The 24,401-nt window shown below is 63.8% G+C and carries 21 protein-coding genes; 13 read left to right on the top strand and 8 right to left on the bottom strand.

The genetic code is table 11. The annotated features are described in order from the left end of the window. Positions 1–102 precede the first annotated feature (102 nt). The 5 genes from EJ071_RS01755 to EJ071_RS01735 all read left to right on the top strand — a co-directional run bounded on the left by EJ071_RS01755 (position 103) and on the right by EJ071_RS01735 (position 5,465). On the top strand, positions 103–816 hold the full coding sequence (locus tag EJ071_RS01755) for a family 16 glycosylhydrolase (RefSeq protein ID WP_245460298.1): 714 nt from the start codon (positions 103–105) through the stop codon (positions 814–816). A gap of 170 nt (positions 817–986) precedes the next feature. Further along, a complete protein-coding gene (locus EJ071_RS01750; RefSeq protein ID WP_126096532.1) occupies positions 987–2,318 on the top strand; it encodes a UDP-glucose/GDP-mannose dehydrogenase family protein in 1,332 nt (443 codons plus the stop codon). A 94-nt stretch (positions 2,319–2,412) separates the two neighbouring features. Then, entirely contained in the window at positions 2,413–3,858 is a 1,446-nt protein-coding gene (locus EJ071_RS01745) for a GMC family oxidoreductase (protein WP_126096531.1), read from the top strand. A gap of 11 nt (positions 3,859–3,869) precedes the next feature. Further along, on the top strand, positions 3,870–4,313 hold the full coding sequence (locus EJ071_RS01740; RefSeq protein WP_126096530.1) for a hypothetical protein: 444 nt from the start codon (positions 3,870–3,872) through the stop codon (positions 4,311–4,313). A gap of 72 nt (positions 4,314–4,385) precedes the next feature. After that, complete coding sequence (locus EJ071_RS01735) at positions 4,386–5,465, top strand: glycosyltransferase (RefSeq protein WP_126096529.1); 1,080 nt, start codon at positions 4,386–4,388, stop codon at positions 5,463–5,465. Positions 5,466–5,530: 65 nt separating this feature from the next. Here EJ071_RS01735 and EJ071_RS01730 read toward each other — a convergent pair whose 3' ends face one another. Both EJ071_RS01730 and EJ071_RS01725 read right to left on the bottom strand, forming a co-directional pair. Beyond that, a complete protein-coding gene (locus EJ071_RS01730) occupies positions 5,531–6,553 on the bottom strand; it encodes a phosphoribosyltransferase (protein WP_126096528.1) in 1,023 nt (340 codons plus the stop codon). Between the two features lie 81 nt (positions 6,554–6,634). Continuing rightward, complete coding sequence (locus EJ071_RS01725; RefSeq protein WP_126096527.1) at positions 6,635–8,131, bottom strand: lipopolysaccharide biosynthesis protein; 1,497 nt, start codon at positions 8,129–8,131, stop codon at positions 6,635–6,637. Positions 8,132–8,330: 199 nt separating this feature from the next. Between EJ071_RS01725 and EJ071_RS01720 the strand changes: the two genes are divergently transcribed. The 6 genes from EJ071_RS01720 to EJ071_RS01695 all read left to right on the top strand — a co-directional run bounded on the left by EJ071_RS01720 (position 8,331) and on the right by EJ071_RS01695 (position 15,913). Next, positions 8,331–9,503 (top strand): glycosyl transferase family 1, encoded by a 1,173-nt coding sequence (locus tag EJ071_RS01720; protein WP_126096526.1) that lies wholly within the window; start codon positions 8,331–8,333, stop codon positions 9,501–9,503. Between the two features lie 25 nt (positions 9,504–9,528). Beyond that, positions 9,529–10,518, top strand: coding sequence for a glycosyltransferase family 2 protein (locus EJ071_RS01715; RefSeq protein ID WP_126096525.1), 990 nt, complete (start codon positions 9,529–9,531; stop codon positions 10,516–10,518). Continuing rightward, positions 10,515–11,453 (top strand): glycosyltransferase, encoded by a 939-nt coding sequence (locus EJ071_RS01710; RefSeq protein ID WP_126096524.1) that lies wholly within the window; start codon positions 10,515–10,517, stop codon positions 11,451–11,453. Before EJ071_RS01715 ends, EJ071_RS01710 begins: the two co-directional genes overlap by 4 nt. After that, entirely contained in the window at positions 11,443–12,393 is a 951-nt protein-coding gene (locus EJ071_RS01705) for a glycosyltransferase family 2 protein (protein WP_126096523.1), read from the top strand. Before EJ071_RS01710 ends, EJ071_RS01705 begins: the two co-directional genes overlap by 11 nt. Before the next feature lie 74 nt (positions 12,394–12,467). Continuing rightward, positions 12,468–13,364 carry a UTP--glucose-1-phosphate uridylyltransferase GalU gene (gene galU / locus EJ071_RS01700; RefSeq protein WP_126096522.1) on the top strand — a complete coding sequence of 299 codons (897 nt, stop codon included), beginning with the start codon at positions 12,468–12,470 and terminating at the stop codon, positions 13,362–13,364. Positions 13,365–13,531: 167 nt separating this feature from the next. Then, positions 13,532–15,913, top strand: a complete 2,382-nt coding sequence (locus EJ071_RS01695) for a polysaccharide biosynthesis tyrosine autokinase (RefSeq protein ID WP_126096521.1) — start codon at positions 13,532–13,534, stop codon at positions 15,911–15,913. Between the two features lie 212 nt (positions 15,914–16,125). Here EJ071_RS01695 and EJ071_RS01690 read toward each other — a convergent pair whose 3' ends face one another. Both EJ071_RS01690 and EJ071_RS01685 read right to left on the bottom strand, forming a co-directional pair. Further along, positions 16,126–17,115: a DUF2332 domain-containing protein gene (locus EJ071_RS01690; RefSeq protein ID WP_126096520.1), complete on the bottom strand. Its 990-nt coding sequence runs from the start codon at positions 17,113–17,115 to the stop codon at positions 16,126–16,128. A gap of 464 nt (positions 17,116–17,579) precedes the next feature. Next, a complete protein-coding gene (locus EJ071_RS01685) occupies positions 17,580–18,215 on the bottom strand; it encodes an NAD(P)H-dependent oxidoreductase (protein ID WP_126096519.1) in 636 nt (211 codons plus the stop codon). Positions 18,216–18,346: 131 nt separating this feature from the next. Between EJ071_RS01685 and EJ071_RS01680 the strand changes: the two genes are divergently transcribed. Then, positions 18,347–19,207, top strand: coding sequence for a LysR substrate-binding domain-containing protein (locus EJ071_RS01680; RefSeq protein WP_126096518.1), 861 nt, complete (start codon positions 18,347–18,349; stop codon positions 19,205–19,207). A 91-nt stretch (positions 19,208–19,298) separates the two neighbouring features. Here EJ071_RS01680 and EJ071_RS01675 read toward each other — a convergent pair whose 3' ends face one another. Continuing rightward, positions 19,299–19,682, bottom strand: a complete 384-nt coding sequence (locus tag EJ071_RS01675) for a VOC family protein (protein WP_126096517.1) — start codon at positions 19,680–19,682, stop codon at positions 19,299–19,301. Positions 19,683–19,974: 292 nt separating this feature from the next. Next, positions 19,975–20,910, bottom strand: a complete 936-nt coding sequence (locus tag EJ071_RS01670) for a LysR family transcriptional regulator (protein ID WP_348628131.1) — start codon at positions 20,908–20,910, stop codon at positions 19,975–19,977. A 148-nt stretch (positions 20,911–21,058) separates the two neighbouring features. Between EJ071_RS01670 and EJ071_RS01665 the strand changes: the two genes are divergently transcribed. After that, complete coding sequence (locus tag EJ071_RS01665; protein WP_126096516.1) at positions 21,059–22,051, top strand: NmrA/HSCARG family protein; 993 nt, start codon at positions 21,059–21,061, stop codon at positions 22,049–22,051. A gap of 164 nt (positions 22,052–22,215) precedes the next feature. On the opposite strand, the gene EJ071_RS01655 is transcribed toward EJ071_RS01665, so the two are convergent. Then, positions 22,216–22,950: a metallophosphoesterase family protein gene (locus EJ071_RS01655; protein WP_348628130.1), complete on the bottom strand. Its 735-nt coding sequence runs from the start codon at positions 22,948–22,950 to the stop codon at positions 22,216–22,218. Between the two features lie 244 nt (positions 22,951–23,194). Next, positions 23,195–24,274: an acyltransferase gene (locus tag EJ071_RS01650; protein WP_126096514.1), complete on the bottom strand. Its 1,080-nt coding sequence runs from the start codon at positions 24,272–24,274 to the stop codon at positions 23,195–23,197. Positions 24,275–24,401 lie beyond the last annotated feature (127 nt).

The raw sequence follows: 24,401 nt of genomic DNA, 5'->3' as shown, positions 1-24,401 counted from the left end.
CGCGTGCGCTCGAATGGGCCGGGGAGGCCTTGGCTTGGCCTAGCAGGCGCGCTGTTTGCGGTTGCAGCTGCTTTTGCGGCGGCCCCGGCGCATGCCCAGGACATGCAGAGCGCGCCGTCCTTCGTCGACAATTTTTCGAGCTTCGATCGTTCGCGCTGGTACGTCTCCGACGGTTGGAACAACGGCAATCATCAGAATTGCACATGGTCGAAGGACCTTGTCCGGCTTTCCGACGGCGTGCTTTCGCTGAGCTTCGAAAAGCGCAAATTGAAGGACCGCGAGTTCGCCTGCGCCGAGATCCAGACCAAGCAGCGCTTCGGCTACGGCGTCTATGAGGCGCGTATGAAGACGGATACCGGCTCCGGCCTCAACGCCGCGTTCTTCACCTATATCGGGCCGCAGGACAAAAAGCCCTGGGACGAGATCGATTTCGAGGTGCTGACCAAGGATCCGTCGAAAGTCCAGGTCAACAGCTACATCCAGGGCAAGCCGAAGAATGGCAAGCTGGTCGATGTCGAGGGCGGCGCCGACAAGGGCTTCAACGACTATGGCTTCGTCTGGGAGAAGGACCGGCTGCGCTGGTATGTCAACGGCAAGCTGGTCAACGAAGTGACCAATCCGGACGAATTGCCGACCAATCCGCAGAAGATCTTCTTTAGCCTGTGGGGCAGCGACAAGCTGACCAACTGGATGGGCGCCTTCGCGGACCCTGGCCGCAAGGTGACCATGCAGGTCAAGCGCATCGCCTTCACTGCTTTGGGTCAGCCGTGCCAATTCCCGGAATCGCTGGCATGCACCATAACCAACAGCAACTAGGCATGATCGCGAGCCGAAGGTCAGCGCCGGCGAAAAGAACCGGTTTTTGCTGCGCCGACCTTCGGTTCGGATAAGATCATGCGCAACGTCTAGGTTCCGTACAGGGCCTGGGGGACATCTGAACTGGCCGGGCCGTTTTGCGGCCCGGCCTTAAACAGGAATAGAACCAAATGAATTTGACGGTGTTTGGAATTGGCTATGTCGGTCTCGTCCAGGCCGCGGTGCTCGCCGAGGTCGGCCACGAAGTGGTGTGCGTCGACATCGACGAAGCGAAGGTGGAGCGGCTCAATCAAGGCCTCATCCCGATTTTCGAACCAGGACTGGAAAGCCTCGTCAAGGAAAACCACGCCGCCGGCCGCATCCGCTTCACCACCGACGCGGCCGCCGCGGTCAAGCACGGCCAGATCCAGATGATCGCTGTCGGCACGCCGCCCGGCGAGGATGGCTCGGCCGACCTGAAATACGTGCTCGCCGTCGCCGAAGCCATCGGCCGCGAGATGGACGCGCCCAAGATCATCGTCGGCAAATCGACGGTGCCGGTCGGCACTTGCGAGAAGATCAAGGCGAAGGTCGCCGAGACGCTGAAGGCGCGCGGCCGCGAGGATCTGCAGTTCGACGTCGCTTCAAATCCCGAATTCCTCAAGGAAGGCTCGGCGGTGGCCGATTGCATGAGGCCGGACCGCATCATCGTCGGCACCTCCAGCGAGGACACCGAGGCGGTGATGCGCGAGCTCTACGCGCCGTTCAACCGCAACCACGAGAAGATGATCGTGATGGACGTGCGCAGCGCCGAGTTCACCAAATATGCCGCCAATTGCATGCTGGCGACCAAGATCAGCTTCATGAACGAGATGGCCAACCTCGCCGAGCAGTTGGGCGCCGACATCGAGGAGGTGCGCAAGGGCATCGGCAGCGATCCGCGCATCGGCTACCACTTCATCTATCCCGGCCTCGGCTATGGCGGCTCCTGCTTTCCCAAGGATGTGCGCGCGCTGATCAAGACCGCTGAGGGCGTCAAGTTCGACGCCAAGCTGCTGCGTGCCGTCGAGGAGCGCAACAACGCGCAGAAATCGGTGCTGTTCGAGAAGGTAGACCGATACTTCCAGGGCAATCTCAAGGGCAAGACGTTTGCGCTCTGGGGGCTGGCCTTCAAGCCGAATACCGACGACATGCGCGAGGCGCCTTCGCGCACCCTGATGGAGGCGCTGTGGGCGGCCGGCGCCAAGGTGCAGGCTTATGATCCGGAGGCCATGCAGGAATGCCAGGCCATCTACGGCATGCGCGAGGACCTTCTCTTGTGCGGCACCAAGGAAGCGGCCGTGCGCGGCGCCGACGCGCTTTTGATCTGCACGGAATGGAAGAACTTCAGGGCTCCCTCCTTCGACGCGCTCAAGGACGCGCTGACCACGCCGGTCATCTTCGACGGCCGCAACCTTTACGACCCGAAGGTCATCGCGCGCTACGGCATCGAATACCACTCGATCGGCAGGATGGCGGCATGACGGTGGCTGCGCTGAGTTTCCCGCCAAACGGCTCCGGCGAACGACAACAGAGCCCGACGATGATCGCGCGCGTTTCGGGAAAGGGTTCGATCTGATGGCGCTGGACGTTCAGCCCGAGCAAATCGCCAACGAGCATTTCGATCTCGTCGTCATCGGTTCCGGTTTCGGCTCAGCCTTTTTCCTGCATGAGTTCCTGAAGCGGCGCAAAGCCCGCGCCCTGGTGCTGGAATGGGGCCGCCACAACACGCATGAATGGCAGCTCGACCAGAACGCCAACACCGACATAGACGACGAAAGCACCTACAAGACCGACAACGCCGACAAGCCGTGGAACTACACGATCGGCCTTGGCGGCGGCACCAACTGCTGGTTCGCGCAAACGCCGCGCTTCCATCCCAACGACTTCAGGCTGAAGAGCACCTATGGCGTCGGCAACGACTGGCCGATCACCTACGACGAACTGGAGCCGTTCTACTGCGATGCCGAGGAGGTCATGTCGATCTCCGGCGATCCCGACATGGCGCGGATGCTGCCGCGCTCGCGGCCGTTCCCGCAGCCGCCGCACCGCATGTCGACGCCGGACCGGATGATGAAGGCGGCGCAGCCGGAGCAGCATTTCGTCATGCCGACCGCCCGCGCCCGCGTGGCGACGGCGCAGCGTGGGTCGTGCTGCGCCAACCTCCGGTGCTGGCTGTGCCCGGCGGACGCCAAGTTCACCGCCAACAACGGCCTGATGCATGTCTTCCAGCACCCCGATGTGTCTGTGTGCCTCGGCGCGGAAGTGCGCCGGCTCGACCATGCCGGCGGCTCGGTCCGTTCGGTTACCTTCCTGCGCAACGGTAAGGAATATTCGGTCAGCGGCGACCTCGTGATCCTCGGCGCCAATGCCATCCAGAGCCCGGCGATCATGCTGCGCTCCGGGCTCGGCGGCGAGTTCGTCGGGCTCGGCCTGCACGAATCCTATGGCTGGAACTACGAGGTCTATCTCGACGGGGTCGACAATTTCGACGGCAGCACCATCACCACCGGCCTGAATTTCGGCCTTTATGACGGCCCGCATCGCGCCGAGCACGCGGCGGCGCTGGTCTATTTCGAGAACCGCTGGCAGCATGGCATGCGCGCCGAGAAAGGGCGGCTCAGGCAAGTGCTGCCGCTGGTCATCGTCACCGAAAACCTGCTCGACCCGGAAAACCGGGTGATCCTCGATCAAAACGAGAATGCCTTCGTCAGCTTCAAGGGCGCGTCCGATTATGCGACCAAGGGCATGGCCAAGGCGCTCGAGCGGCTGCCGTCGCTGCTTAAGCCGCTGCCGGTCGAGCAGATCTTCGATCGCGGCATAAGGCCGACCGAATCGCATGTACAGGGCACCTTGCGGATGGGCACCGGCCCGGCCGACTCGGTGGTCGATCGCGACATGATCCACCACCGGCTCCGCAACCTGGTCGTTGTCGGCACCAGCACCTATCCGAGCTGTTCCTGCGCCAACCCAAGCCTCACCGCCGCTGCCCTTTCGCTGCGGGCCGCGGGCCGGCTGGCATGAAGGAGGGGCCGATGAAGATCACCCGACGCACCGCATTGGCCGTTGTTGCCGGCGGCATTGCCTCGACCGGCATTGCCGCTGCCGCCGTGTCGTCCTTCTCCGACGAGGATCTCGTCCGCCTCACGCTGGAGAAATACTTCGGGCCGCTCAACATGCGCATCGAGCACCTGCAGCAGTTCGTGCTCGAATTCCGCAATCGCAATCCGTGGGTGTTTCCGAGCGACAAGCTGGCGGATGCGGTGACGCTCTTGGAGACCGTGAAGCTCGACAAGGCGCGCGAATTCCTGCCCAGGCAGAAGCAGCAGGATGTCGGGAATTTCGAGCGCTGGGTCATCGCCGAATTCCACATGCTGACCGATTATGCGTGGCGTAGCTCGCCGAACGATCCGATCCGCTTTACCGGCTGGCACCCATGCACCAATCCGTTCGCCAATCTCGAGCCGCAGAATGCCTGAACCGCCCGTCGGACATGCTCGCCGGCAAGCCAGCGACACTGGCCAAGAAAAATGTGACAAGGAGCCGAACCCATGAAAGTTCTCTTCGCAGGCGGCAATGGTTATCCGCCGCAGTTCAGCGGCGGCGTCCAGTCAAGCACGCATCACCTGGCGGAGCAGCTGATCGAGCATGGCCATGAGGCGTCGGTGCTCGCCGCTTTGTTCGGCCAGGGCATGTTCGGCTACAAGGCGCGCGCCAAGATGAAGCTCTTCGGCCAACGCGCCGTCGTCGACAGCTTCCCCGGCTATCCGGTGGTGCGGGCCTGGTTTCCCTGGGAAGCGGCCGCCTTTGCCGTCAAGAAAATGCAGCCGGACGTCGCGGTGGTGCAGTGTCACAAGTCGGTTCCGCTCGGCAAGGCGTTGCAGGCTGAGGGCGTGCCGCTGGTCGTCTACCTCAGGAACGTGGAATTCCACGAGTTGGGCGGCGACCTGCGCGAGCTGAGCTCGGCATCCTATGTTGCCAATTCCGAATTCACGGCGCGCACCTACAAGCGGGAGTTCGGCATCGATTCCGCGGTGATCCCGCCGACCATCAATCCCGCCGCCTACAGCACGCCGACGACGGGCGAGTACGTCACCTTCATCAACCCTTATGAGGAAAAGGGTTTCGATCTGGCGGTGCGCATCGCGGCCGCCTGCCCGGAAATACCCTTCCTGTTCGTCGAGAGCTGGAAGCTGGAGGACGATCACCGCGCCCGCATCGCCGAGACGATCGCGCCGTTCTCCAACATCAGGCTGGAGAACCGCACCGACGACATGAAGACCCTCTATGGCCGCACCAAAATCCTGCTTGCGCCGAGCAAATGGGAAGAGGCCTGGGGCCGCGTCGCCTCTGAAGCGCATTGCAGCGGCATTCCCGTCGTCGGCTCGCGGCGCGGCGGCTTGCCGGAGGCGATCGGCTCGGGCGGCTTGGTGCTGGACTACGACGCGCCGCTCGAGGATTGGGTCGCGGCTGTCAGGCGGCTGTGGAACGACCGGGAAGAGTATGAACGGCTGTCAGAGGCGGCGCTCGCCTTCTCTCAGCGCCCGGAGCTCGATCCCGATCGTCAGTTCGCCACCTTCTTCGCCTTGCTCGACAGGGCGGCCCGGCAGCGCGCCCGGCGCGCTGCTTAAAACAATTCCAGGAAAAGTGGTTTTCCGTCCGCAATTGCGTGAAGACCAACCCCGTAAGATTCTACTTACGCTGGTCTTTTGACCCGGCTCTTCAGCATCTCGTAGGCGCGTTCGCCAAGCAGGGCGCGCGCGGCGGTCTTGACGACCTTTTTGCGCCCGTCGGGCGAATTGACCTGCCTGAGCCGCGCCGGCAGGTTGCGCGCCGCCTGCTCCAGCGCCGGCAGGGAAAGCGCGTCGGGAAAGCTCACTATGTTGGTTTCGACGCACAGCACCGGCTTGCCGGACAGCTTGGCAATCTTGAGCGCCTGCTCATGCTCGCTCTCGATGAACAGGATGGCGTCCGACTTGCGGTAGAACTCGGCCTTGAAGCTGCCATGCGCCCCGAGCCGCTGCCGCTCCGCCTTGCTCGGCAGGTCGAGCATGATGAGATGGTCGTATTTGATCTCGTGTTTGGCAAGCCACGCCTCGGTCAGCTTGCGGTACTTTTCCAGCCGGCTCGTCACCAGCCAGCCGATCTTGCGGGTCGGCCCGAGCAGCGGCCGCGCCTCGGCGAGGAATTTCTCGTAAGCCGGCCCGTCATCGTTCTCTTCCTCGGTCGGATCGAGGCAAAGCACCCCATCTATGTCGACGCAGCATTGCTCGAGGAAGACGTGGTGCATGAAGTTCCACTGGAACATCCTGGGATGCGGCACGACCTCGAAGACGATGTCGGTTTCCTTGTGCTGCGAGAGCAGCCCGAACACGGCGGCGAAGACGAAATCGCCCTGGATACCGGCGGCGGCGATCTTTGCGCGCGCATCGCGCATGGCGTTGCCGCCGCTGACGCTGTCGTCGATCACCAGGATCTTGCGCATTTCGGCATGCTGCCGGTCGAGCGCGGCGCGGCGCTTGGTGATCCCCGACGAATAGATCTTGCCGGCGAGGAAGCTGTCGAGATCGGTCATCGGGATGTTCGCCGTCAGGCTGACCAGCGTTGCGGCGAGGATGCCGCTTCTCGGCACGCCAACGACCAGGTCGATGTCCCGCGGCAGCCGGTGCAGGTTCCGCGCGATCGCGTCGTTCATGTCTGAAATCGATCGGTAATTCATGCTGTTGCCGTACCCTCAAATCAGCGGTTTCGCCGGCTGTCGGCCGGTGATCGAAGCGCAATTGCCGTTGCGCCGAGCAAGCTATTTCGCCTCGCTGGGTGCCGGCGAGAATCCGCGCGCCGGGATCAGCCGCAAGGCCTCCCGAAGCGCCTCGCGGCCGGCGCCGAAGGCGAGCGCGACGATGATGGTGACGACATAGGACAGCACCGCGCCTCCTGCCAGGGCGATGACCGGCTGCGCAGGCAGCATCGGCTTGGCGAGCCAGACGAGCGCCAGCGCCAGATGCGCACCGAGCACGAACGGGGTCGCAGCGTGGAGCACATGGCTCGCTCGCAACGGTCCGGCCTTGCCGACATAGAGCCACAGGAAAGGCGTTCTGAGATATTCGCTGACCGCATAGGCGATGGCGACGCCGAGAGCGCCATAGGAGAGGCCGACGGCAAATGCCATCACCGAGGTTATGGCCGTGACAATGCCCCAGCGCATGAAGTCGCCCGACCGGCCCTGGCTGACGAACAGCCATCCGGCCGGATTGTTGAGCGGCTGCAGCAGGCCGGCGAAACCCAGCGCCAGGAAGATATTGGCGCTCTCCCGCCACTGCTGGCCGAGCACGAACGGGATGAGCGTATCGGACATGGCGGTGGCGAAGGCCACGCCCGGCAGCGCCACCAGGAGGACCAGCGGCATGACGCGCAGATAGGCGCTGCGGTAACGATCCGGCTCGTCTTTCAGACGCGAGAGCGCCGGCACCATCACCTTCGACAGCGGATTGGTGATCTGGCTGAGCGGGAACAGCAGCAGCTTGTAGGCGCGGTCATAGAGGCCGAGCTGGGCCTCGCCCCAGTATTTGCCGATCAGCACGTTGTCGAGGTTGCGGGCGAAGAAATTGGCGAAGTTGAAGCCGGTGATGCCGGCGCCGAAATGGATCAGCTGGCCGATGCCCTCGACCTTGCGCGGCAGTCCGGGACGCCAGCGCGAGGACACCCAGTAGCAAAGCGTCGGCAGCACGGCGCCGGTCAGCGTGCCGGCAAAAAGCGCCCAGTAGGAGCGGTCGATGAAGGTCCAGGCGATCGAGACGACGAGGCCGGAAACGGCGCTGGCGACATCGATGATTGCGAGCCGGGTGAATTCCATGCGGCGCGTCAGCAGCGCCAGGTGCTGGGCGCCGAGGCCGTAGGCCATGATCTGCAGGCCGAACGCGGCGACCAGGCCCGCCACGCGCGGCTCGCCATAGAAGGCGGCCACCAAAGGAGCCGCCGCGGCAAGCACGCAGGCGAGGATCGCGCTCACCGCCGTGTTGATCCAGAAGAGGTAGTTGACCTCCTCGTGCCGTATGCCGGTTTTCTGGATCGTCGCCTGGGTCAGGCCGAAATCCTGGAACAGCGCGATGAAGGCGAGCACCGGCGCGCACATCGCCACCACGCCGAAATCTTGCGGCGACAGCAGCCGCGACAGCACGATGACGGAGACGATCTGGGTGGCGACCCGCACGCCCTGCGCCATCGCGGTGACGATGGCGCCGCGTCCGACCGATCTGCGCAGTGAGCCCTCGGGCGGATCGAATGCACTGGTTTCCAAATTCAGGATCCCTGATTTTTACGCCGGTCCGACATCGTCGCGACCGGCGCCCGCCGCCATGAACAAGCTACCGCAAGAGGTTTTTGCAGCGCAACAAAAAATTGCGCAGCATTTGCTACGCTGCACCAAAAATGTTGCGATGCAGCAAAAGCTGTACTAGCATTCCCTCGGGTGGCGGGCCCAACAGCGGTCGAATTTCATGCTGCATGTCTTGTACCTTGTGCATGACGTCTCCGATCCGGCAGTACGCCGGAGGGTCAAAATGCTCAGGGCAGGCGGTGCCAGGATCACCCTGGCGGGCTTCCGCCGCACCTCCAGTCCGATCGCCGAGGTCGAAGGTCTCGAGCCGGTCGATCTCGGCCTGACGCGCGATGGCCGATTCGCGCAGCGCCTCGGCGCGGTGGCCAAGGCCGCGATGTCGATCGGCGCCAAGCTTGGTGTCGTGCCGCGACCCGATCTCATCATCGCGCGCAACCTGGAAATGCTGGCGCTCGCCCGCCGCGCCAAGCAGGTTTTCGGCGCAAGCGTGCCGATCGTCTACGAATGCCTGGACATCCATCGGCTGGTATTGCGCAACGACCTGATCGGCAGAATGCTGCGCGGCGCCGAGCGCTATCTCGCCCGCGACGTCAAGCTTCTGGTCACCAGTTCCCCCGCCTTCATCGCCAATTATTTCAAGCCGTTCGGGCAAATCGCCGCACCGGTCGAGCTGATCGAGAACAAATATTTCGACACCATGCCGGTGTCGGCGGACCATCGGCGCGAAGATGACAGCCCGGTGGCGCCGCCCTGGCGCATCGGCTGGTTCGGCGCGCTCAGATGCCGCCGCTCGCTGGAACTGCTGGCTGAATTCACCCGCCGGCAGAACGGACGCTTCGAAGCGGTGCTCAGGGGGCGTCCCGCGCTGTCCGAATTCCCGGATTTTCATGCCTTCGTCGAAGCCGAGCCCTGGCTCTCCTTTCGCGGTCCCTACCGCAATCCGGAGGACATGGCGGCGATCTACCGGGAGGTGCATTTCTCCTGGGCGATCGATTTCTTCGAGCAGGGCCAGAATTCCGAATGGCTGCTTCCCAACCGCCTCTATGAAGGCTGCCGCTTCGGCGCCGTGCCGGTTTCGATGGCGAGCACCGAAACCGGCCGGTTCCTCGAGCGGCAGGACATCGGCGTGCTTCTAGCCGAAGCCACCCCGGAAGGCCTCGACACCGCGCTCGGCCGGATGGGGCAGGAGCGCTTCGGCAAGCTGAAGTCGCGGGTGCTGGCCCGCAATCCGAGGATCTGGAGCTACGACCGCAGCGATTGCCTGGCCTTCGTCGACAAGCTGCGCGGCCTGACGTCCGTTCGCGGAACCTTCGCGACGGAGGCCCTGGCATAGGATGGCTGAGAATGGACAAAAGCCGATGACGCAGAGCACGCCATCGAGCCTCATCGTTGTTCCGTGCCTCAACGAGGCTGCTCATATCGGCGCGCTGCTCGAGCAATTGCGGCCGGCAGCGGCGCGGCTCGGCGCGCGCATCGTCGTGGTCGACGGCGGCAGCGCCGACGGCACGCAAGCCATCGTCGAAAAGGCCGCTGCCGAGGATCCGCGGGTCACCCTGCTCGCCAACCCGAAGCGCATCCAGAGCGCTGCCATCAATCTGGCGGTGTCGACATTCGGCGACGGCGCCGACTATCTCATTCGCATCGACGCGCATGGCGGCTATCCGGCCGACTATTGTGACAGGCTGGTCGAGGAGGCGCTTGCCACCAGCGCTGATTCGGTCGTCGTCTCGATGCTGACCAGCGGCACCGGCGCGGTGCAGAAGGCGGTGGCCGCGGCGCAGAACTCCAAGCTCGGCACCGGCGGCTCGAAGCATCGCCACATGTCGGCCGGCGAATGGGTCGATCACGGCCATCATGCGCTGATGCGCATCGCCGCCTTCCGGGCGGTTGGCGGCTATGACGAGAGCTTCAGCCACAACGAGGATGCCGAGCTCGACCATCGCCTCCGTCTGGCCGGCTGCCGCATCTGGATGAGCGGCAGGACGCAGATGGTCTATTATCCGCGCTCCACGCTGAAGGGCCTGTTTTTCCAGTATCTGGGCTATGGCCGCGGCCGCGCCAAGAACGTGCTGAAGCACAGGATGATGCCGAAGCTGAGGCAGATGATCCCGCTGCTGGTATTCCCGGTGGTGCTGCTCACCGTTTTTGCTCCGCTGTTCGTGCTGGCGGCGGTGCCGTTTCTGATATGGGCGGCGGTTTGTCTCGGCTATGGCGTCGTGACCGCGATCGGCCAGCGCAATCCGGCCATCGCGCTAGCCGGCGTATCGGCGATGGTCATGCATTTGGGCTGGTCCGTGGGTTTCTGGCTGCAGCTCCTCAGCCCGCAGCCCGCGCGCGAGGTGGCATGATGGCAGGCCGTTCCATCGACATCTGCATCTGCACCTTCCGCCGGCCGGAGCTTGCCGACACGCTGCGCTCCATTGCCGCGCTGGAAAAACCCGTCGGCTTCGAGATCGGCGTCGTCGTTGCCGACAATGACGACCAGCCGGCGGCGCAGTCGTTGGTGAAGGCATTGGCGCAGGAGTTGAAGCTGCCGATCCGCTATCGCCATGCGCCGGCGCGCAACATTTCGATCGCCCGCAATGCCTGCCTCGATGCCAGCGTATCGGACCTTGCCGCCTTCATCGACGACGACGAGACGGCTTCGCCGGGCTGGCTCGTCGAGCTCGTCGCAACCATGGGGGCGACCGGCGCGACCGCCGTGCTCGGGCCAGTTCGCGCAAGCTATCATCCGGATGCGCCGGCCTGGATGCGCAAGGGCGATTTCCATTCGACTTTGCCCGTCTGGGTGCGCGGCGAGATCCGCACCGGCTATACCTGTAACGTCCTGCTCAAGGTGACCGAGGATAGCCTCCGCAACCGGCGCTTCAGCCTGGCGCGCGGCCAGACCGGCGGCGAGGACACGGAATTCTTCGATCAGATGGTCAAGGCCGGTGGACGCATCGCCTTTGCCCCACAGGCCTTTGTCGACGAGGTGGTGCCGCGCTCGAGGGCAGCTTTCGACTGGCTGCGCCGCCGCCGCTTCCGCTTCGGTCAGACGCATGGCCACCTCATCGGGCGCGACACCGGCGGCCTGCGCCGCATCAGTCAGGTCGGTCTCGCTTCCGCCAAGGCGGCCTATTGCTTCGGCACGGCGCTTTTGACGGCGATGAGCCCGGTGCGACGGAACCGCAGCGCGCTCCGCGGCATTATGCACGTTGGTGTGATCAGCGGTCTGCTCGGCGGCCGCGAAATCCGCCAATACGGCCTCACTCCGCAGGAAGGGGACAAGCGTGCAGCCTGACGTCAGCTTCGTCATCGCCGCCTACAATGCCAGGGCGACCCTCGACCGGGCGATCGCCGGCGCGATGGCGCAGCGCGACGTCTCCGTGGAGATAATCGTCGTCGACGACCGGTCGAGCGACCGCACGCTCGATGTCGCGTGCGCCTATCCCAAAGACATCGTGAAAATTGTCGCGCTTCCCGCCAACCGGGGTCCGGGCGGCGCCAGGAATGCCGGGCTCGATCTCGCCCGCGGCCGCTGGGTGGCCGTGCTCGATTCCGACGATGCCGTCCTTCCCGGCCGGCTGGCGGCAATGATCGCGCGGGCGGAAAAGTCAGGGGCCGAGATCGCGGTCGACAATGTCCAGGTCGTGCGCGAGGACGGCACGCCCGACGACATCATGTTCCCGGCCAGCTACCTCGAAGCGCTCGGCGAGATATCGCTTGCCGACTACATCGCCGGCAACGTGGTCTTCGAATCGCGCTTCAATCTCGGCTACCTGAAGCCGATCTTCCTGCGTCGGTTCCTCGACGAGAACCGGCTTCGCTACGACGAGACGCTGCGCATCGGCGAAGACTACATTCTTCTGGCGAGCGCGCTGGCCAAGGGCGGCCGCTGCGTGGTCGAGCCGACCACCGGCTATGTCTACCACATCCGCACCGGATCGATCTCGCGGGTGCTCGAATTGCATCATGTCGAGGCGATGGCCAAGGCCGATGCCGCCTTCGCGGCGGCGCACTCCATGGACGACAGCGCCAGAGCGGCCTTCGCGAGACGAAGCCGCAGCCTGCGCAAGGCGGCGTCGTTCCTGTCATTGGTTCAGCACATCAAGGCGCGTGCGCCGCTCAAGGCGATACGCACGGCGCTCAGCGATCCGGCCGCGGTCAGGCATATGAGCATGCCGATCGCGGTCCGGCTGAGAAGGGTAGCGGCACAATTTGCCGTGGCGGCGGGGAGGTGAAGCATGCAGGCGGATGGAATGAATTTTCATAGCCAGCGATAGGTAAAAATCGATCTCCTCAGAAGGAATAAGCGATGCAGAAAGTCAGGAAGGCAGTCATACCGGTGGCGGGGCTCGGAACGCGGTTCCTGCCGGCGACCAAGTCGATGCCGAAGGAAATGCTGCCCGTCGTCGACAAGCCTGTCGTGCAATATGCCGTGGACGAGGCGTTCGAGGCCGGCATCGAGCACATCGTCTTCGTCACCGGCCGCAACAAGGCGGTCATAGAGGACTATTTCGACCTGCATCCTGAATTGATCGGGACGCTCGAGCAGACCGGCAAGAAGGCGCAGCTCCAATCACTGGAAAGCCTGCTGCCCGTGGCCGGCGCCACCAGCTTCATCCGCCAGCAGTCGCCGCAGGGCCTCGGCCATGCCGTGTGGTGCGCGCGCGACGTTATCGGCAACGAGCCTTTCGCCCTGCTGCTCCCCGACATGGTGTCCTTCGGCGCGCGCGGCTGTCTGGCCGAAACCGTCGATCTCTATCGGCGCACCGGCGGCAACGTCATCGCCGTCGAGCGCTGCGATCCTTCGGAAACCAGCAAATACGGCATTGTCGGCCGCGGCGCCGAGGTGGCCTCCGGCTTCGAAGTCACCGCCATGGTCGAGAAGCCCGCTCCCGCCAACGCGCCGTCGAACTTCTACATCAACGGCCGCTACGTCCTGCAGCCGGAGATTTTTGCGCTGCTCGGCAACCAGCAGCGCGGCGCCGGCAACGAGATCCAGCTCACCGACGCCATGGTTCGCCTGGCCGAGAGCCAGTCGTTCTATGCCCAGCCCTTCGACGGCCGCATGTTCGACTGCGGCTCCAAGGAGGGCTTCATCGAGGCCACCATCGCCTTTGCTCTGTCGCGCGACGACATGAAAGGACCTGTGTTCGAGATGCTGCAGCAATTCGTCCGGTCGCATGAGCGCCGGGAAGTAGCCGCATAATGCCCAAATTTTGGGTGCATATGCGAAATCGCGATGGCGCGACAGCCGCGCAAGCGCCTGGCCTTCCTGGCCGGGCGCCCCGTGGCACGGATGTTGCGTGGTCTTTTCTGGTAACGACGCCACTCTTCGAAGGCCGGTAGCGCCTGCAACCTGGAATTGGACCGAAGATGAATTATGCCAACTTTCCTCTCGACAAGAGGATGCCATTGCCCAGCACCGAACCGGAAAAGGGTGAAGACTTCATCGACGTCGAGCGTCTGCTTGGCATGGCGGCCCGGCAGGTCAAGGTGGTGGCGGTCTGCGCCGTCATCGGCCTGTTCCTGGGCGTGATCTACCTGCAGACCACGCCCAAGCAATACACGTCGTTTGCGAGCGTGTTGATCGACGAGGGCCTGAACAAGGTCGTGGACGATATCTCGGCGGTCAGTGCTACGCAGCAGACGGACGCGACAATCCTCAGCCAGATAGAAATTCTCAGCTCCGCGCGACTGGCGTCGGAGGTGGTCGACAAGCTGAAGCTCGATCAGAACCAGGAGTTCATGAACCCGCCGCAATCGGCTTTGGCCAAGGGTGTCGGGTTCCTGCGCGGTATTGTCGCCTATTTCCGCGGCAGCGCGGTCAGCGAACTCCCTGGGATCGAGAACGTGGATGCCGCAACGCGCGAAGCCATGATGAAGGCCGCGACCCATGACTATGCGGTCCTTGTTCTGCAGACCGGATTGATGGCGGATCGCAACGGCCGCAGCAACGTCATTACGTTGGGCTATCAGTCGACGAATCCAGCTCTCGCCACGGCCATCACCAAGGCCTATGCCGATGCCTATCTCGCGGATCAGCTCAATGCTAGCTTCGACGCCACCGAGCGCGCGGCGGTCTGGCTGCAGGGCAGGCTGACCGAGCTGCGCCAAAGCTCGCAACAGGCCGCGATGGAAGTCGAGAAATTCAGGGCCGAGCACGGGCTGTCCGCAAACAGCGACGGCCAGTTGATCAGCGGCAAGCAACTGTCCGACCTCAACGCCCAGCTCATCATCGCGCAGGCCGATACCGCGCGCGCCAGTGCCCGCTACCAGCAGTACAAGGCGATCGTCGACAGCGGCTCCGAGAATGCTTTCAATGATTCGGCGATTGCGTCCGATCAGCCGAGCAGCTCGGTCATCATCGGGCTCAAGACCCGTTATCTCGCCGTCTCCAAGCGGCTGCAGGATGTCGAGGCGAACTTCGGCAAGGACCACCCTCAGGCGGTCGCGCTCGCCAGGGAAAAGGCCGATGTATCGGCGCAGATCTTCGGGCAGTTGAAGCAGATCACCGAAAGCTACCGCAACGACTTCCAGGTGGCGCAGGCGCGCGAAGCCGAACTCAGGCAGAAGATCACCACCGCTGCCGGCCAGAGCTCGGCCGACAACGAGTCGCAGGTGAAGCTGAGGGAACTCGACCAGCAGGCGCAGGCGCTCTCCACGCTCTACCAGACATTCCTCGGCCGCTACCAGGAAGCCTCGCAGCAGCAATCCTTCCCTGTCGGCAAGGTGCGCATCATCTCGGACGCGAACATGCCGCTTGCCGCGTCGAGCCCGCGCACCATCAGGGTGCTGGCGCTCTCGCTGGTGCTTGGCCTCATGCTTGGCGCCGGCTTCGGCGGCCTGAACGAATTCAACGAGCGCTTCTTCCGCACGGGCGAGGACGTTCGCGACCGCGTCGGCCTGAAGTTCCTCGGCTATCTGCCGACGATCGGCGGCGGCAAGGCCAAGGAGACGAAGCCGGACGACTTGCCGGCCGACGGCAAGGTCACCAGCCTGTCGGCCGCCGAGAGAAGGGCGCGCATGCGGGTGAGCCTCGATGCGCCGGCCTCGATGTTCGCCGAAACGCTCCGCAACGCCAAGATCGCGTTCGATGTGGTGATGGAAGACAAGGGCAGCCGGGTGATCGGCGTCATCTCGGTCCTGCCCGGCGAAGGCAAGTCGACGGTTGCGGCAAACCTCGCAGGGCTGCTCGCCGCCAACGGCGCCAGGACCTTGCTGATCGACGGCGACCTGCGCAATCCCGGCCTCAGCCGCAGCCTCGGCATGGAGTCCGAGCAAGGGCTGATGGAAGCGGTGGTCAACGGGCAGACCTGGCAGTCGGTCGGCAAGGTCGACCGCCAGACCAAGCTGGCGATCATCCCCGCCGTGCTGCGCGGCCAGTTCTCGCACACCAGCGAGCTTCTGGGTTCGGCCGGCATGCGGCGCTTCATCGAGAACGCCAGGGAGACCTTCGAATACATCATCGTCGACCTGCCGCCGCTCGGCCCGGTGGTCGACGCCAAGGCTTTCGCGCCGCTGGTCGACGGTTTCGTGCTCGTCACCGAATGGGGCCGCACGCCGCGCGCCATGGTGCGCTCGATGCTGGAATCGGAGTCCTATGTCGCTGACAAGATCGTCGGCGCGGTGCTCAACAAGGTCGAGCTGAAGAAATTGGCCAAATACGGCTCGCTCGGCGGTTCGGAAAAATTCTTCGACCGCTATTCGAGCTACTATCTGGAGAAGTCGGAATCGCGCGCCAAGCAGGCCGCCTAGAGCAATTCCACGAAAAACAAAGACTTACAGCGCGTCGCCTGAATCCGCTTCAGCGCGACGCGCTTTAGGGTCAAAATCCAACCAGCTTCGCTGCGCCCAACGCGTTGTCGGTCAACGTCCGCAGTCAGCGGCGGGATCGGACGTCCAACTCTTTGGGAGGGTCGACTTTCAGCAAGCCTTGGCGCAAGTGCTTGGCATTCGGCTGGGGGTCCTCAAGCCTCGTCCGCGATCCAATCGAGCGAGGCGCCATGCGGGTCAGTCCAAGCGACAGGGGAGCCGTTCACGGACAGGAGGAAGCGCCCGGAGGGCCAGTTTGTTCCGGCGCGGCTAGCGATGGACGGGAATACGCGAGGGAACTCGTTCGATACCCAATAAGGAGAGAGACGCATCACCTGCTCCGCAAAAGCCTCTCTGTCTGCGGGGTCGGAGACATAGTCGAGTACGGCCGTGTGAAAGACGACGAGGGTCGCGTCCTTTGGGGCTTCGCTGCAGAGCCGCGCGATCTCGCTCCCACGTAGGTCGCCCTTGACGATCCGGGGTTTGACCGTGGCAGCGATCCTTACGGCCGCCCGCAGATTGGCGAGCCGCGCCGTCTGCTCCGGCCACACCAGCGTCTCAAGCCATGCGACCTGCGCGGGGTCCGCAGCGTCGATCGGGCTCAGGTCCAATCCCGCCCGCCAGACGACTTGCGGCGCGGCCGTCGGCAACGGGGTCGTCTCGCTGGCGGAGCATCGAAAGACAGGCGGCTCCGAGGGCATGGCGGGTGCGCGAATCACCGTAGGCCCGTAGTCGTAGCCATAGAGGTCGGGCATGAGGCAGAGCCCTGCGGACGTCCCGACCTCAAGGAGGGCGAGCGGCTGCGGCAACCGCGCCAGGACGGGGAGCAATGCGGCGCATCTCCCTGGCTCGTTGGTTTGCGTCGAGCGCTCGAGCATGAGCGAGCGGACGGCGTTGGGATGCGCCAGAAGCGCCTGGCGGAACTCGGTCCAGCCTGTCGGCGTGCCGAACAGGTGACGCACCGCGGCGAGCAGAAGGTTCGGTTGCCGCTTCATATCCGGGAGGGTCGACAGGAAGCCGAGTGTCACCCGGTCCCCAGCCACGGCACGAGCTAACTCCTCGTAAAGCGGCGAGCGACCATGCGCTTCTGTATCGGCAAACCGAGCATACCGGGCTGCGATCTCGGCCAGGCCCACCTCATCCATGTCCGCTGATCCTCGATCCCGACGTCTCGTCACAGTACACGATATGCAGATCTAACGGCATTCAAGCACGGACTACCGATACGCGGCGGTCGATTAACCAAGGGGCATTCGGATGCCGGAGGCGGCAGCCTAAAGCAATTCCAGGGAAAACAAAGATTTACAGCGCGTCGCTCGAATCCGCTTCAGCGCGACGCGCTTTAGGGTCAAAACCCAATCAGCTTCGCCGCGCCATAGCCAAGATGGGGTGGACCCCTGCCGGTCGATCCAGCTACCGGAAGCAGCAAGTAGCGCCATGAATTGCCGTCGGGCGTCAAGTCTCCGAACGTCGCGATGGTGCGCGCATTGCAGACGTTCGGTGCAGGTCGGCAAAACCAGCGCCCACCTCTGCTGCCGGCGGCCCTCCGAAATGCCGGCGACCCGCGCCCCGTCGACGAAATGGGTGTCATCTCGGCGGAGGGCGGCCGTCAGAAGTCTTCGGCCATGGCGCGCGCCTCGCTCGCGGCCGCCCGCCGCGCCTCCGCGTCGGCCTCGAGGCCGAACAAGGTGCGCTCCACAACCACGTCCTGGATGTCGGTCAGGCCGATGAACCGGAGCCACGCCTCCACATAGGGGCGCTGGAAGTCGTAGCGCTCGCCCGGGGTCCAGTTGCTGGTCGGCGCATAGTCCAGGCCGCGCGCGTAGATGACCGCCGCCTTCTTCGCCTTCATCAGACCGCCAAAGCCGGTCTGGTCGAACGAGAACAGGATGTCCTTCTGCGACACCAAGTCAATGTAGTGCTTCAGGCGGTAGGGGATCGAGAAGTTCCAGAGCGGGACCGCCATCAGAAGCTTGTCGGCGGCGAGCAGGGGCGCGGCCAGCGCCTCCATTCGCGACCATGCCGCCGCCTGCGCCGGCGAGCGACCATCGCCATAAATGCCGGCGTACTTCGCATTCAGCGCGTCCTCGTCGAGTGGCGGCAGGTCCAGCGACCAGAGGTCGAGAATTTCGATCTCATCCGAAGGGTGTGCCGCGCGATAGGCGTCAATGAAGGCGCGCGCCACCTCGATCGAGGCGGACTCCGCCTTGCGGGGAGAAACTTCCAGATAGAGCAATTTGATCATAGCGATCGATTCCTTCGAGGCGCACAACCGCGCCGGTCACCTCAACCTTCCGCTTCCGGATAAATTTAGCAAACGAGTAATTTCGCTGGCATTCAGCGAGAAAAGTGTTAAATCGAGGACGATGAGGTCCCATGTTTGAAACCGAGTTACTGCGCGTCTTCATCACCGTCGCCGAGTGCGGCGGGTTCACTCGCGCCTCAGAGGTCCTGCATTCCACCCAGTCGACAGTCAGCGCGCAGATTCGCCGCCTGGAGGATCAGGCGGGCCAAGCGCTCTTCGCTCGAAGCACGCGTTCGGTGCAGCTCACGCCGGCGGGCGACACCTTGCTCGGTTATGCTCGGACGATCTTGCGCATCAACGAGGATGCGCGGCAGCGTCTTTCCGGCGCCGTGCCGGCCGGTCGCATTCGGCTGGGATCGTCGGAGGACTTGACGGGCGCATGGCTCCCCCGCCTCCTGCGACGCTTCGTGACCCAATTCCCGCAAGTGGCGATCGACCTGGAAATCGGGATCGGACCCCGGTTGCTGAGGCGACTGGACAAAGGGGAGATCGACGTCATGGTCGCTGGCCGCTGCGCCGAGGACACGGAGGGGTTGAGGCTGTGGCGCGAACCGTTGGTTTGGGCCTTCGCGCGCGAGAGCGAACCGCCCGCGCCTCTCCGCCTGGCGTTCTTTCCGGAGCCCTGCCCGTACCGCGAAGCAGCGCTTCGCGCCCTTGGCGGGCAGGGCGGGGCGAACCAGGGCTGGACCATCGCCTGCACCAGCGGCAGCCTTGCCGGCGTCCGCGCTGCAGCGGTCGCGGCGATCGCCATTACGCCGTTGCCGCGAAGCCTGGTCGGCCCAGATCTGCGTATCCTCGAGCCGGAGGCGGCTTCCCTGCCGTCCCTGCCCGACGTGGAATACATTGCAAAGGTCGGCCGCCGGGCGAATACGCCCGCCATCGCCGCCCTGATGGAGATGATCCACACGGCGCCAGCGCCGATGGCGGGCTGACTGGATCGCAGGTCCGTTAGACCGCTACCGTGTCCTGAGGGTCAATCGCATCCATCACGTCATCTCCTCATGTTCGAGGAACGCGTTTCGTTCAGCGTCGAAAGGCGCCGCGCCCCTCGCGCACCTGAAGCAGGTTTCCATCCGGATCCTCAAACCTCGCGGCATAACCCCAAGGGAAGTCTAGCACCTCGGGCGGCTCGAACGTGACGCCGCGCGACTTCAGTGTTTCGAACGCCGTCCGGCAATCTTCCACCTCGATCGTATAAACCGCGGAACCCAGTTCAGCCTTCGCGGGCGAGCCTGGCCACAAAACGAATTCGAAGTCCTGTCCCCGGACGCCGACGGTCAGGAATCGCGGTCCGCTTGGCGTTGGAGCGTCGATCCGCCTCTCGAGGCCGATGACGTTGGTGTAGAAGTCGAGCGCCTTGTCCTGATCGCTCACCAACAGCGCCACGTACACGACTTTTTTCAGCATGGTGGTCTCCTTTCATATGGCTTGCTTGCCTCCCGTCACATGACGAGCCAGGGGGGAGTGATTGTGACAAGTCGGGGCGGATTAAGCGCTCGGCAGTCGGAGGCGACGACCCAAGCCAGCTCAGCGTGATTGTTGCAACGACCGCTGCGCAGCCCAACGAAGCGGACCTTCACGGGTTGGATGGCCCAAGGGTCGCAACGGGTCAATTTGCGCCGTCCCAGCTCTCCGCTTCAAAATGTCCGAGAAGGGTCCGAACTCGGTCGTTCAAATGGCAACCGATTGGGTTTTGACTCTAGTCCGGATTGTTACGCGCCTGGGGCGAGGATTGATGCGCGACAAGTGAGACGACGGCTTCGCGAATCCAGCGTTGGCCGACGTGTCCGTGATTGCGCTCATGCCACACCATTCCCACTGCAAAGCCTTCAACGGGGAATGGACAGTCCATCACTTCAAGCTGGTCCGCAGAGTCGCGCACCAACCGTTCCGGGACCAGCGCCACGAAGTCCGAGTGAGACACGATCTCCGGGACAAACAGGAACGAAGCCGCGGAGAGCACCACGTTACGCTTGTGTCCGAGAGCAGCCAAAGCGCTGTCCAACGGCGTTACGAAGCTGCCCCCGTCCAAAGACACGATCACTTGCTCCAGCTCAGCAAATTCAGCGACCGTGATTCCGTCCCGCAGCCGCGGATGCTTCCGGCGGCCGATCAGCACATAGCGTTCATCGAACAGATGGCGCGTGCGAAGACTTGGCGAGGCCGCCTGCGGCGTCATCAGCGCCAGATCCACATCGCCGCGCGCCATCTGCGCTTCCAACTGCGGCGCGTCCAGATTGCGGATCGCGACGCGAACACCGGGGGCTCGCGTCCTGAGTTCCACAACGAGCGGCTTGACCACTGCCGCTTGCAGATAGTCCGTGCAGGCGATTGCGAAGGTCAGATTGGCCTTCGCCGGATCGAAGTTCCTGTGCGAGGCGACCGTGGCGCGAACCTGATCAAGGGCTTGGCGCAACGGATCGAGCAACTCCATTGCTTTGACCGTCGGCGTCATACCTCGCTGGGCAGGAATTAGCAGCGGGTCATCGAACTCGCGCCGGAGACGGTTTAGCTGGGCGCTTACCGCTGGCTGGCTGAGGTTCAATCGGGCAGCCGCCTTCGTGACGTTTCGCTCGACCAGCAGCGTCTCCAGGGTAACCAACAGATTGAGGTCCAGGCGCTTGGTATCCACCACATGGATAGTAGCCGAACATTCTTATGATTTCCAATATAGCTCGCACCAGCCGAGACTTCGTGGTCAAGGCCGCATGCGGACGCGCCCGAGGCCATGGTGGAGGTCGATCGGAGGCTGAAGCGGTGCGCCCTCAACCAGGATGACCAGCATGAGCCAAGTCGATACTTCCAAACCTCTGATCACCGTGGTTGGTGCCTCGAGCAAGCAAGGGCGTAGCGTCGCCAATTCCTTGCTCGACAGTGGGCGCTACCGGGTGCGAGCACTGACGCGGCGCCTCGACAGCCAACCCGCGCAGGCCCTGGCGAAGAAGGGTGCCGAAGTCGTGGTGGCGCCTCTTGAACTCGGCAGGCAGGCCGAGCTGACCGAAGCAATGAGAGGCTCGGCTGGGGCGTTCTTGATGACGCCGCCCATCGTCAAGGTGCCGCCGGCGGAACCCGAACTCACCCTGGGCAAGGAGTTGGCCGATGCGGCGGTGGCCGCCGGCGTCGAGCACGTGGTGTTCAGCGGACTCGAAAATGTCGAAGCCATCACCGGCGGCACCAAGTGGGCGCCGCATTTCACGGACAAGGCAAAGGTAGAGGACTACATTCGCGGCTTGCCCGTCCGCAGCTCGTTTGTGTATCTGGCGTTTTACTACACCAATTTCCTGGAATACTACGTGCCGCAGGGCGGGGAGGATGGCATAACGTTTGCCATATACTTGCCGCCGGACATCCCCATGCCGTTCTGTGATCCGCTCACTGCCGCCGGCCCGGCGGTGCGCGACATCTTTGACCGCTCGGCGCGATACGCTGGCGAAGTCCTGCCTGTGATCGGCGAGTTTATCTCGGCGCAACAGATGGTGGACACGTTTGTGCGGGTCACTGGAAAGCGCGCGCGCTATGCCTCTGCCTATTCGCGTGAGGACTTGTTACGCCATTTTCCGAGCTTCGCCGACAATGAGCATCTCGTGCGCGAGTTGGTGGGTATGGTCGAATACGCCGTCGAATATGGCTACTACGCCCCTGGGCGCGATCTGACCTGGAGCCGAAAAATCGATCCGGATGCCGTGACTTGGGAACAGTTCCTCAAGCGCAGCAAATGGCAAGGCGATCTGCTGTCCTTTGGCGCCGCCGCAGATGCCGAACTGGCGCCGACCTGAGAATGGCGAAACGGTGCTTGGGCCATACTCGGTGCGGTCCGAATTGCTCTAATGCATGTCGCCCAGAAGTGTACGCGGTTCTGGGACAACGACATGCATCAAAACAAGGACTTAAAGCGCGTCGCCTGAATCCGTCAGCGCGACGCGCTTTAAGGAACTCTCCCTCAATCCCTGGACGACAGCAGCCGTCCATATTTGCCGACGATCCTGAGGGCGGTCAGCCGGCCGCTCTGGAAGGCGCCGGTGTCGATGCCGAGCCGGCGCCCGTCGAGCGTTGGGACGTCCACGATCGTATGTCCGTGCACGACCCAGCGGTCGAGGCGATGCGCCGCCGCGAGGAAATCGGATCGGATGTTGAGCAGGTCGGCCTCGTCCTGGGCCTCGATCGCGATGCCTGGCCGGATGCCGGCATGCACGAACACGAACTCATCCGAGCAGACCATCACCGGCAGCGAGCGCAGGAAGCCGATATGGCCGGCAGGTATTGCCTCGCGAATGCGTTCGTCGACCTCATCGCTTGAAGCGTAGAGATTGGCGAGGTGCGCCGGATCGACGCCGTAGGAATAAAGGGTCTCCCGCCCGCCGACCGCGAGCCATGGCTCCCGCGACAGATAGCCGTCGAGATAGTTGAGCATAGCCACCTCGTGGTTTCCGGCCAGGCAGACGCGCAGGAAGCCTTTCGGCGGCGGCGCCATGAGGTGCTCGATCACGCGCCGCGATTGCGGCCCGCGGTCGATATAGTCGCCGAGCATGATGATGATCTTGCGGCCGCGGAACTTCGCCGCGTCGAGCTGGATCTTCTGCTCCAGCACGCGCATCTGGTCATAGCAGCCATGCACGTCGCCGACCGCGTAGACCACCGTCTCGCGCATGTCCATCACCAGCCGTTCGCGCGGCAAGGGGCGGGGTCGTCTCGATCGCTGGAACAGACTCACGGATTGCAGCTCGGTACTTAAACTAGGATCGCGCGGCGGAGCGCGTACCAAGTCTCGATATCAGCCGAATGCAAACAATTCCACACTGGGAGCTGCTGCGGAGTTTAGAGCATGTCTCCCGAAAGTGGGAACCGGTTTCGGGACAAAGACATGCGTAAAGTCAAAAACCTAAAGCGCACGGAGCGAATCTGAAAGATCGCGACGCGCTTTAGGCGGCTTTCAACCGGTAGCGGAAGAGCGTGTGGTCGAGCAGCAGGCGGATGCGCGGCTCGGCCTCGGCCGCCACCAGCCAGCTTGCCGCGATCATGGCCGCGCCGACGATCGGGATCGAGACGAGATAGGGCACGCCCGCCCGGATCAGGGTGCCGAGCATCGCCGCGCCGACGACATCGTGGATGAGGTAGAGCGGATAGGTCATCAGCCCGATCCGGCGCCAGCCGCGCCAGGAAAGATCGAGCCGGAGCGACCACGCCATCAGAGCCACGGCGGCGAGGAAGATGATGATCGGCGGCGCGTAGGGCATCGCGGCTTCCACCTTGATGCTGTGCACGTCGACCGAGCTGATGATCTGCAGCGCGCCGCCGGCGAGGAAAAGGGCTGAGAAGCCGAGGCGCTGGATGGTCACCGCCTTGAATCGCATCAGCCAGATGAGCACGCCGACGGCGAAGAAAGCGCCGTGATGCACGAGCGTCAGCTGCAGCCAGCGCGTCTCCGCGAGATCGGTCCAGCCGAAGGGGAAATAGAAGCACCAAAATAGCGTACTGACGAGGCCGATGACGACGGCGACGGCCTCCATCAGATCGAAGCGTCCAAGCCTGAGCAGGATCCAGACGATGGCGTAGAAGGCGATCTCGATGCCGAGCGTCCAGTAGACGCTGTCCACCCACGGCTCGAAGGGCACGAACAGCGCGGTGCGGGCAAGCCGCACCACGGCATCCGTCGGCCAGGACAGGCCCACCAGCAACAGCACAATCGCGGAGATCGGCGCGCAGACCCAGACCGCCGGCGCCAGCCGCCTGACGCGGGCCTCGAAGAATTTCAGCGGCGTCGAATTTTCCGCGCTGAAGGCGATGACGAAGCCGCTGATGACGAAGAACACCTGCACGCCGACCCAGCCGGAGCCGACAAAACCCATCTCGGGATGGGCCGCGATGCCGCCGGTGGCGCGTGCCGAGACGCCATTGGGAAACGCCCATACCCAGAAGCCATAGTGATAGAACATCACCATGACGGCGGCCAGGAAACGCAATATGTCGACGCCGCCGAAAGTCGTCTTGTGCTGAGCCATGCCTTGCCTTGGGAATGGCCCCCAAGACGAACTTTAGGGTCTGTTGCTGCATTGCACAACAGGCGATTGCAGTGCGGGACGAATTCGTGAAAGCGCCTGACGTCCCAATCGTAGGCGCTTGCGAAGT

Origin of the sequence: Mesorhizobium sp. M1B.F.Ca.ET.045.04.1.1, from assembly GCF_003952465.1 — a bacterium.
Classification (GTDB): Bacteria; Pseudomonadota; Alphaproteobacteria; order Rhizobiales; family Rhizobiaceae; genus Mesorhizobium; species Mesorhizobium shonense.
This window is presented reverse-complemented; position numbering and strand designations above follow the sequence as displayed.